The sequence below is a fragment of the Caulobacter sp. genome (assembly GCF_035254145.1).
Taxonomy (GTDB): Bacteria; Pseudomonadota; Alphaproteobacteria; order Caulobacterales; family Caulobacteraceae; genus Caulobacter.
The window spans coordinates 1-7,009 of the sequence record NZ_DATFAV010000274.1 but is presented as its reverse complement, the minus strand read 5'-3'; the positions used below and the strand labels follow the sequence as shown (position 1 = coordinate 7,009).

Below are 7,009 nucleotides of genomic sequence, written 5' to 3'. Positions count from 1 at the left end.
AATATATGTAAGTCGTAAACCCGACATTACGCGAAGATATTTACATGAAATCCGCGCCAAAAAAGGGGAAATGGAGATTTTCTTTTCATCGCGCTACGAGAATAATTGAACATTATTCCCGCACGATTTAACGGCGAAGCTTTATCTCTCAGGCGAAATTTCCCGCTGGCCTCCATTCCGAGGCTGAGCCAACCTTCGCCGCAAAAGCGAGAGGCGACCATGATCGGATACACCCTGGTTGGCAGCAACGACCTGGAGAAGGCCAAGGTCTTCTACGATGACCTGTTCGAAGCCATAGGGATCAAGCGCCTGATGGAATTCCCGAACGGGGGATGCGCCTGGGGCGCGAACTGGGGTCAGCAGATGTTCGGCGTCGGCGCGCCCTATGACGGTCAGACCGCCACCTCCGGCAACGGGACGATGATCGCCCTGGTCATGGACGAGCGCGGCAAGGTCGACGCCATCTACGACAAGGCCATGGCGTTGGGCGGACGATGCGAGGGCGGTCCCGGCGTGCGCGGCCCCGAGGGCGACCAGGCGTTCTACGCCGCCTATTTCCGCGACCTGGACGGCAACAAGCTGTGCGCCTTCCGGGTCGGCCCGGCGCAGTAGCGTCGCCGCGAGCGGGAGCCGCCGCCGCGCCTCCCAAGCCCGTCACCAGTTGAACATCGTCCCGTCCTCCAGCCGGTTCACCGGCAGGTAGGCGCGCTTGTAGGGATGCCTGGCCGCGAGGGCCTCGTCGATGTCGACGCCCAGGCCGGGCTGATCGCCGGGATGCAGCATGCCCTCGGCAAACGCGTAGGCGTGCGGGAACACGGCGTCCGTTTCCGGCGTGTGGCGCATGTACTCCTGCAGGCCGAAGTTCGGGATCGCCATTCCCAGGTGCAGCGCCGCGGCCATGGTCACCGGCGACAGGTCGGTGGCGCCATGGCAGCCGGTCTTGACGTGGTGCAGGTCGGCGAAGGCGGCGATCTTCTTGAGGTTGGTGATCCCGCCTGCGTGCAGCACCGTCGCCCGCAGATAGTCGATCAGCTGCTCCTCGATCAGGGTCTTGCAGTCCCAGATGCCGGAGAAGATCTCGCCGACGGCCAGAGGCGTCGTCGTGTGCTGGCGGATCAGGCGGAAGCCGGCCTGGTTCTCGGCGGGAACCGAGTCCTCCATCCAGAACAGGCGATAGGGCTCCAGATCCTTGCCCAGGCGCGCGGCCTCGATCGGCGTCAGCCGGTGGTGGACGTCGTGCAGCAGGTGGACATCCCAGCCCAGGACCTCGCGGGCCTTCTGGAAGAGCTGCGGCACATGGTTCAGGTACTTGGCGGTCGACCAGACGTTCTCGGTGGGCAGGTCGTTGTCGGCCGGCTCGTAGAACATCTTGTCGCCCGAGACGCCGTAGGTGCTGGCCAGGCCCGGCACGCCGGTCTGCAGGCGGATGGCCTTGTAACCCAGCGCCTTGTACTTCACCGCCTCGGCGATGGTTTCGTCGATCGTCTCGCCGTTGGCGTGGCCGTAGACGGTGACGCCGACCCGGCTGGCGCCGCCCAGCAGTTGGTAGAGCGGCAGGCCGGCCACCTTGGCCTTGATGTCCCAAAGCGCCATGTCCACGGCCGCCAGGGCGCTCATGGCCACCGGGCCGCCGCGCCAGTAGGAGCCCCGATAGAAGAACTGCCAGGTGTCCTCGATCTGGTGCGCGTCGCGGCCGATCAGGCAGGGGATCATGTGGTCGCGCAGATAGCTGACTACCGCCAGCTCGCGGCCGTTCAGGGTGGCGTCGCCGACGCCGGTGGCGCCGTCTTCCGTCGTGATCTTCAAGGTCACGAAATTGCGGCCGGGGCAGGTGACGATGACCTTGGCGTCGATGATCTTCAGCATGGACCTAGTCGTTAAGCGCGGCGAAAATTGGCCTGACCAATCCTAGCAACTCATCAGACAACATACCAGACCGGCGGTCGGCCATCGCCCGCAACGCTGCGTGCGTCAACATTCGGGACGGGTGATCGACAACCTGCTGATCGACGCCCTGGAGCGCGCGAAACAAGATCGCCGGGCCAGCATCACGCAAGAAACGCCCTGATCGAATATCAATGATTATAAATAGATGGCGTTATTGAAAATCGATGTCCCAGAACATGGACAAAATTTCATGTTCTTCGAACAGGGCTTTTTGAGTCACCGGCCACGATTGAAACTATAACTTTCCGTAATGTTTCGATTTGGACAATATTGAAACTCATTTCAGCCGCATTTAGGCGAATGCGTTGCCTGAAAGTGACAGCTAAACGACAATAACATTACAGTTTCTCTCAAACGATTGACCATGTTGTCGCAGCACTCCTATGCCGCGAGTAACCGCCGGATCGCGACGGGAAACCTCATCTTGCATCGGGCCGCGCCGGCGATCACGCCGACGAAGGCGACCCGGAAGGATCGACAATGAAGTACGAGATTACCCGGGGTCGCCTGCTGGCGACTTCGATGATCGTGGGCGTGGCCACGTTGGCTGGCTTCGCCGCGAACGCTCAGACCGCCGCCCCCGCGACGCCGAGCGACCAGAACGAAATCGAGGCCGTCGTCATCACCGGTTCGCTGCTGCGCCGCACCGACTCGGCCACCCCCTCGCCCGTCACGGTCCAGACGAGCGAGCAGCTGAAGGCCCAGGGCATCACGACGGTGGCCGACGCCATCCGCAGCCTCTCGGCCGACAACTCCGGCTCGGTCCCGGCCGCCTTCGGCAGCGGCTTCGCCGCCGGCTCGACGGGCGTGGCCCTGCGCGGCCTGACCGTCAACTCGACCCTCGTCCTGACCGACGGCCTGCGGAACGCCAGCTACCCGCTGGCCGACGACGGCCAGCGCAGCTTCGTCGACCTGAACTCCATCCCGTTCAACGCGGTCGAGCGCATCGAGACCCTGAAGGACGGCGCCTCGTCGCTGTACGGCGCCGACGCCATCGGCGGCGTCGTCAACATCATCATGAAGTCGAACTTCCAGGGCATGGGCGCGGACCTGTCGGTCGGGACCTCCGAGCACGGCGGCGGCGACCAGTATCGCTTCAACGGCGAGATCGGCCACGGCGACCTGGATACCGACAAGTACAACATGTACCTGGACGTCGAGTACCAGCTGGACAAGCGCATCCGCATCGACCAGCGCGGCTATCCGTACGACACGTTCGACCTTTCCGGCATTCCGGGCGGGACCAACGACAACCCGGGCGCCGGCGGCAGCACGATCTACGGCCAGGTCAAGCGCGCCACCATGACCAAGCCGGGCGACATCTCGACGGGTTCGGCCCTGGCCGGCGCCCTGTGGCAACCGCTGCGCACCTGCGGCGCCGACGCCCCGCTGACCACCTCGGCCGGCGGCAGCTACTGCGCCCAGAACACCGGCCTGTACGGCGACGTCCAGCCCAAGCAGGAACGTGTCGGCGCCTACGGCCGCTTCACGATCAAGCCGAGCGACAACTTCCAGGCCTACCTGGCGGCCAGCTTCGTGCAATCCAAGACCTCGACCACCGGCGCGCCGCGCGGGATCTCGTCGTCGACGCCGCACAACCTGTCGAACATCGTGCTGCCGGCGCGGCTGTCGAACGGTCAGCTGAACCCGAACAACCCCTTCGCCGCGGAAGGCTATGACGCCCTGATCCGCTATCGCTTCAGCGATATTCCCAACAGCGCCAACTACACCAACCGCATGGCCCGCATCACGGGCGGCGTGGACGGCAACGCGGCGGGCTGGGATTACAAGGCCAACGTCGTCATCGCCCACGGCTGGCTGGAAAGCGCCAACAACGGCTTCATCAGCTACAACGCGCTGATCGATGCGGTGAAGAACGGGACCTACAACTTCATCGACCCGTCGAAGAACAGCCAGACCGTTCGCAACACCCTGGCTCCGGTCCTGGCCAAGACCTCGACCAGCGATCTGGACGCGATCACCGCCCAGGCCTCGCGCGAGGTGTTCAACCTGCCGGGCGGCCCCGCCCAGCTGGGTATCGGTGGCGAGTTCCGCTACGAAGCGGTCAACGATCCGGCCCTGAACCCCGTCAACGACGCCCAAGGCCTTGGCAACGCCCGCACCATCGGCAACCGCACGGTCGCCTCGGCCTTCGCCGAGTTGGGCATGCCGGTTCTGGACAACCTCGAGGTCAACGTCTCGGGTCGCTACGACCACTATTCGGACTTCGGCGACAACCTGTCCCCGAAGATCGGCGTCAAGTACACGCCCATCAAGACGGTCGCCCTGCGCGCCACCGTCTCGAAGGGCTTCCGCGCGCCGTCGTTCTCGGAATCGGGCGACTCGGCCAGCCAGGGCTTCACGAACTTCTCGTTCGCGAACTACCCGGACTTCATCGCGGCCCACGGCGCCAGCGAGTACACCAAGACCTACTCGCTCTCGAACATCACCGCGGCCAATCCGGACCTGAAGCCCGAGAAGTCGACCAGCTACACGCTGGGCGCCGTCTGGGCCCCGACCCGCAGCTTCAGCGTTTCGCTGGACTACTATCACATCAAGAAGAACGACGTGATCGCGCAGGCCAGCGCGGGTGACGCCATCGCCGCCTACTACGCCGGCGAGGCCATTCCGGCCGGCTTCGTGGTGACCCCGGACCTGCCGGATCCGGACGCCCCGAACGCCCTGCCCCGCATCCTGTCGGTGTCGTCGCCGTACATCAACGCCGACTCGCTGCGGACCAGCGGCATGGACCTGAACGTCCAGAACACGATGTACCTGCCGGCCGACATCAAGTGGACCAGCAACCTGGACGCCACCGTCCTGTTCGACTTCAAGTACACGCAAGGCGGCACGACGTATAACTACGTCGGCAAGCAGGCGCCGTACGTGCTGTCGTCGGGCGCCGGCACCCCGAAGTACCGCGCCTCGTGGAGCAACACCTTCACGCGCGGTCCGGCCACGATCACCGGCACGCTGAACTATGTCAGCGGCCTGCGGTCGATCGACGAGAGCTATCAGGGCGACCAGTCGTGCCTGTACGGCACGGAAGACTTCAAGTGCCACACGAAGGACTTCTACGCCTTCGATCTGACCGGCGCCTATGATGTCACCGAACACACGACGGTCTATGCCGACGTGCTGAACCTGTTCGACGCCGGCCCGATGTTCAACCCGGCCAACTACGCCGCGGTGAACTGGAACCCGACCTATTCGCAGTCGGGCGCCGTGGGCCGCTACTTCCGGGTGGGCGTCCGCCTGAAGTACTAGGTCAGAGCTATCTCGCGTACGGACCGCGTGAGTATGGTCCGATGAGATGGAAGGGGGCTGTCCGCGAGGACGGCCCCTTTTTCATTGCTCCTTAAAAAAATGGGCGCGTCCGGTCGTTGCTCCGGATGCGGAAATCCGATCCAGCTCCGTCAGTCTAAGAGGAGCGGCGCCTGCTGTCGGCGGCCGACGGGCTTACGGGGTGATGCGATGACGCGTGGCGGTGCGATGGCCGGTGCGGCTCTTGGCGTGGTGCTGGCTTTCGGCGGGATCGGAGCGGCGATCGCCGCCGACATCACGCCGCCCGACAAGGCCTTTGTCCAGCCGGTCGGCAGCGACTACTTCCTGGCCGACTACACGGCCTATGAGGCCTATCTGAAGACCCTGGCCGGTCAGTCCGACCGGATGAAGCTGGTCGACATCGGCAAGACCGAGGAAGGCCGCACCCAGTGGATGGCGATCGTCTCCTCGCCCGCCAACCTGGCCAAGCTGGACCGCTACAAGGAGATTTCGCGCAAGCTGGCCAAGGCCGAGGGCCTCTCCAAGGAAGAGGCCGCCAAGCTGGCCGCCGAGGGCAAGGCGATCGTCTGGATCGACGCGGGCCTGCACGCCAGCGAGACGATCACCTCGCAGGGCCAGATCCAGGTCCTGCACCGGATGCTGAGCGCCAAGGATCCCGAGACCCTGCGCCTGCTGGACGACTGCGTGATCCTGTTCGCCCAGGACAATCCCGACGGCATGGAGCTGGTCAGCGACTGGTACATGCGCAACGCCGATCCGAAGAAGCGCGAGTTCGGTTCGTTGCCGCGCCTCTATCAGAAGTATGTCGGCCACGATAACAACCGCGACAGCTTCATGTCGGCCATGGCCGAGACCACCAACGTGAACAAGCAGCTGTTCCGCGAGTGGTACCCGCAGATCATCTACAACCAGCACCAGACCGGCCCGAACGGCATGGTGGTGTTCGTCCCGCCGTTCCGCGACCCGTTCAACTTCAACTACGACCCGCTGGTCATGACCGAGCTGCAGGAAGTCGGCATGGCCATGCACAGCCGCCTGGTGGCCGAGGACAAGCCAGGCTCGGGCGCGCGCAGCGCCGCCCCCTACTCCACCTGGCACAACGGCATGGAGCGGTCGGTCGCCTATTTCCACAACTCGATCGGCCTGCTGACCGAGATCATCGGCGGCCCGACCCCGACCACGGTCAACCTGGTGCCCGAGCTGCAACTGCCCGGCAACGACCGCCCCGCGCCGATCGCGCCGCGCACCTGGCGCCTCCAGGACTCGCTGGACTACCAGATGACCATGAACCTGGCGGTCATCGACTACGCCGCCCGCAACCGCGAGCGCCTGCTCTTCGCCATCTGGAAGATGGGCGACAACAGCATCAAGCGCGGCTCGACCGACAGCTGGACCACCACCCCGACCCGGGTCGAGGCCCTGGCCGCGGCCGGCAAGGGCAAGCCTGGCCCCTACGGCGCGGCGATCGATCCCAGCCTGTACAAGACGGTGCTGCAGACGCCGGAGTCGCGCGATCCGCGCGCCTACGTCATCCCCGCCGACCAGGCCGACATGCCGACGGTCACGGCCTTCCTCAACGCCCTGATCAAGACCGGCGTCGACGTCGACAAGGCCGACAAGGCCTTCACGATCGCGGGCAAGACCTATCCGGCCGGCTCCTATGTCGTCCGCACCGCTCAGGCCTATCGCCCGCACATCCTCGACATGTTCGAGCCCCAGGACCACCCGCACGACCTGGAATATCCGGGCGGCCCGCCCAAGGCGCCCTACGACGTTA

Annotated in this window: 4 protein-coding genes; 3 read left to right on the top strand and 1 reads right to left on the bottom strand. The window is 64.8% G+C overall.

Going from position 1 to position 7,009, the window contains the following annotated elements; all coding sequences use genetic code 11:
* Nucleotides 1–219: 219 nt before the first annotated feature.
* Nucleotides 220–612 carry a VOC family protein gene (locus VJ655_RS16760; RefSeq protein ID WP_324113045.1) on the top strand — a complete coding sequence of 131 codons (393 nt, stop codon included), beginning with the start codon at nucleotides 220–222 and terminating at the stop codon, nucleotides 610–612.
* Between the two features lie 42 nt (nucleotides 613–654).
* Here the strand turns inward: VJ655_RS16760 and manD are convergent, their stop codons facing one another.
* A complete protein-coding gene (manD, locus tag VJ655_RS16755) occupies nucleotides 655–1,866 on the bottom strand; it encodes a D-mannonate dehydratase ManD (RefSeq protein ID WP_324113043.1) in 1,212 nt (403 codons plus the stop codon).
* A 561-nt stretch (nucleotides 1,867–2,427) separates the two neighbouring features.
* On the opposite strand from manD, the gene VJ655_RS16750 reads away from it, so the two are divergent.
* Together VJ655_RS16750 and VJ655_RS16745 are read left to right on the top strand one after the other, a co-directional pair.
* A complete protein-coding gene (locus VJ655_RS16750) occupies nucleotides 2,428–5,214 on the top strand; it encodes a TonB-dependent receptor (RefSeq protein ID WP_324113041.1) in 2,787 nt (928 codons plus the stop codon).
* 207 nt (nucleotides 5,215–5,421) lie between these two features.
* On the top strand, nucleotides 5,422–7,009 hold a 1,588-nt coding region (locus VJ655_RS16745; RefSeq protein ID WP_324113040.1), incomplete at its 3' end, for a M14 metallopeptidase family protein.

Bases quoted from the DNA above. Each gene is read 5' to 3' on its own strand.
- VJ655_RS16750 (WP_324113041.1), top strand. From the start codon at position 2,428: ATGAAGTACGAGATTACCCGGGGTCGCCTGCTGGCGACTTCGATGATC.
- VJ655_RS16760 (WP_324113045.1), top strand. From the start codon at position 220: ATGATCGGATACACCCTGGTTGGCAGCAACGACCTGGAGAAGGCCAAG.
- manD (WP_324113043.1), bottom strand. From the start codon at position 1,866: ATGCTGAAGATCATCGACGCCAAGGTCATCGTCACCTGCCCCGGCCGC.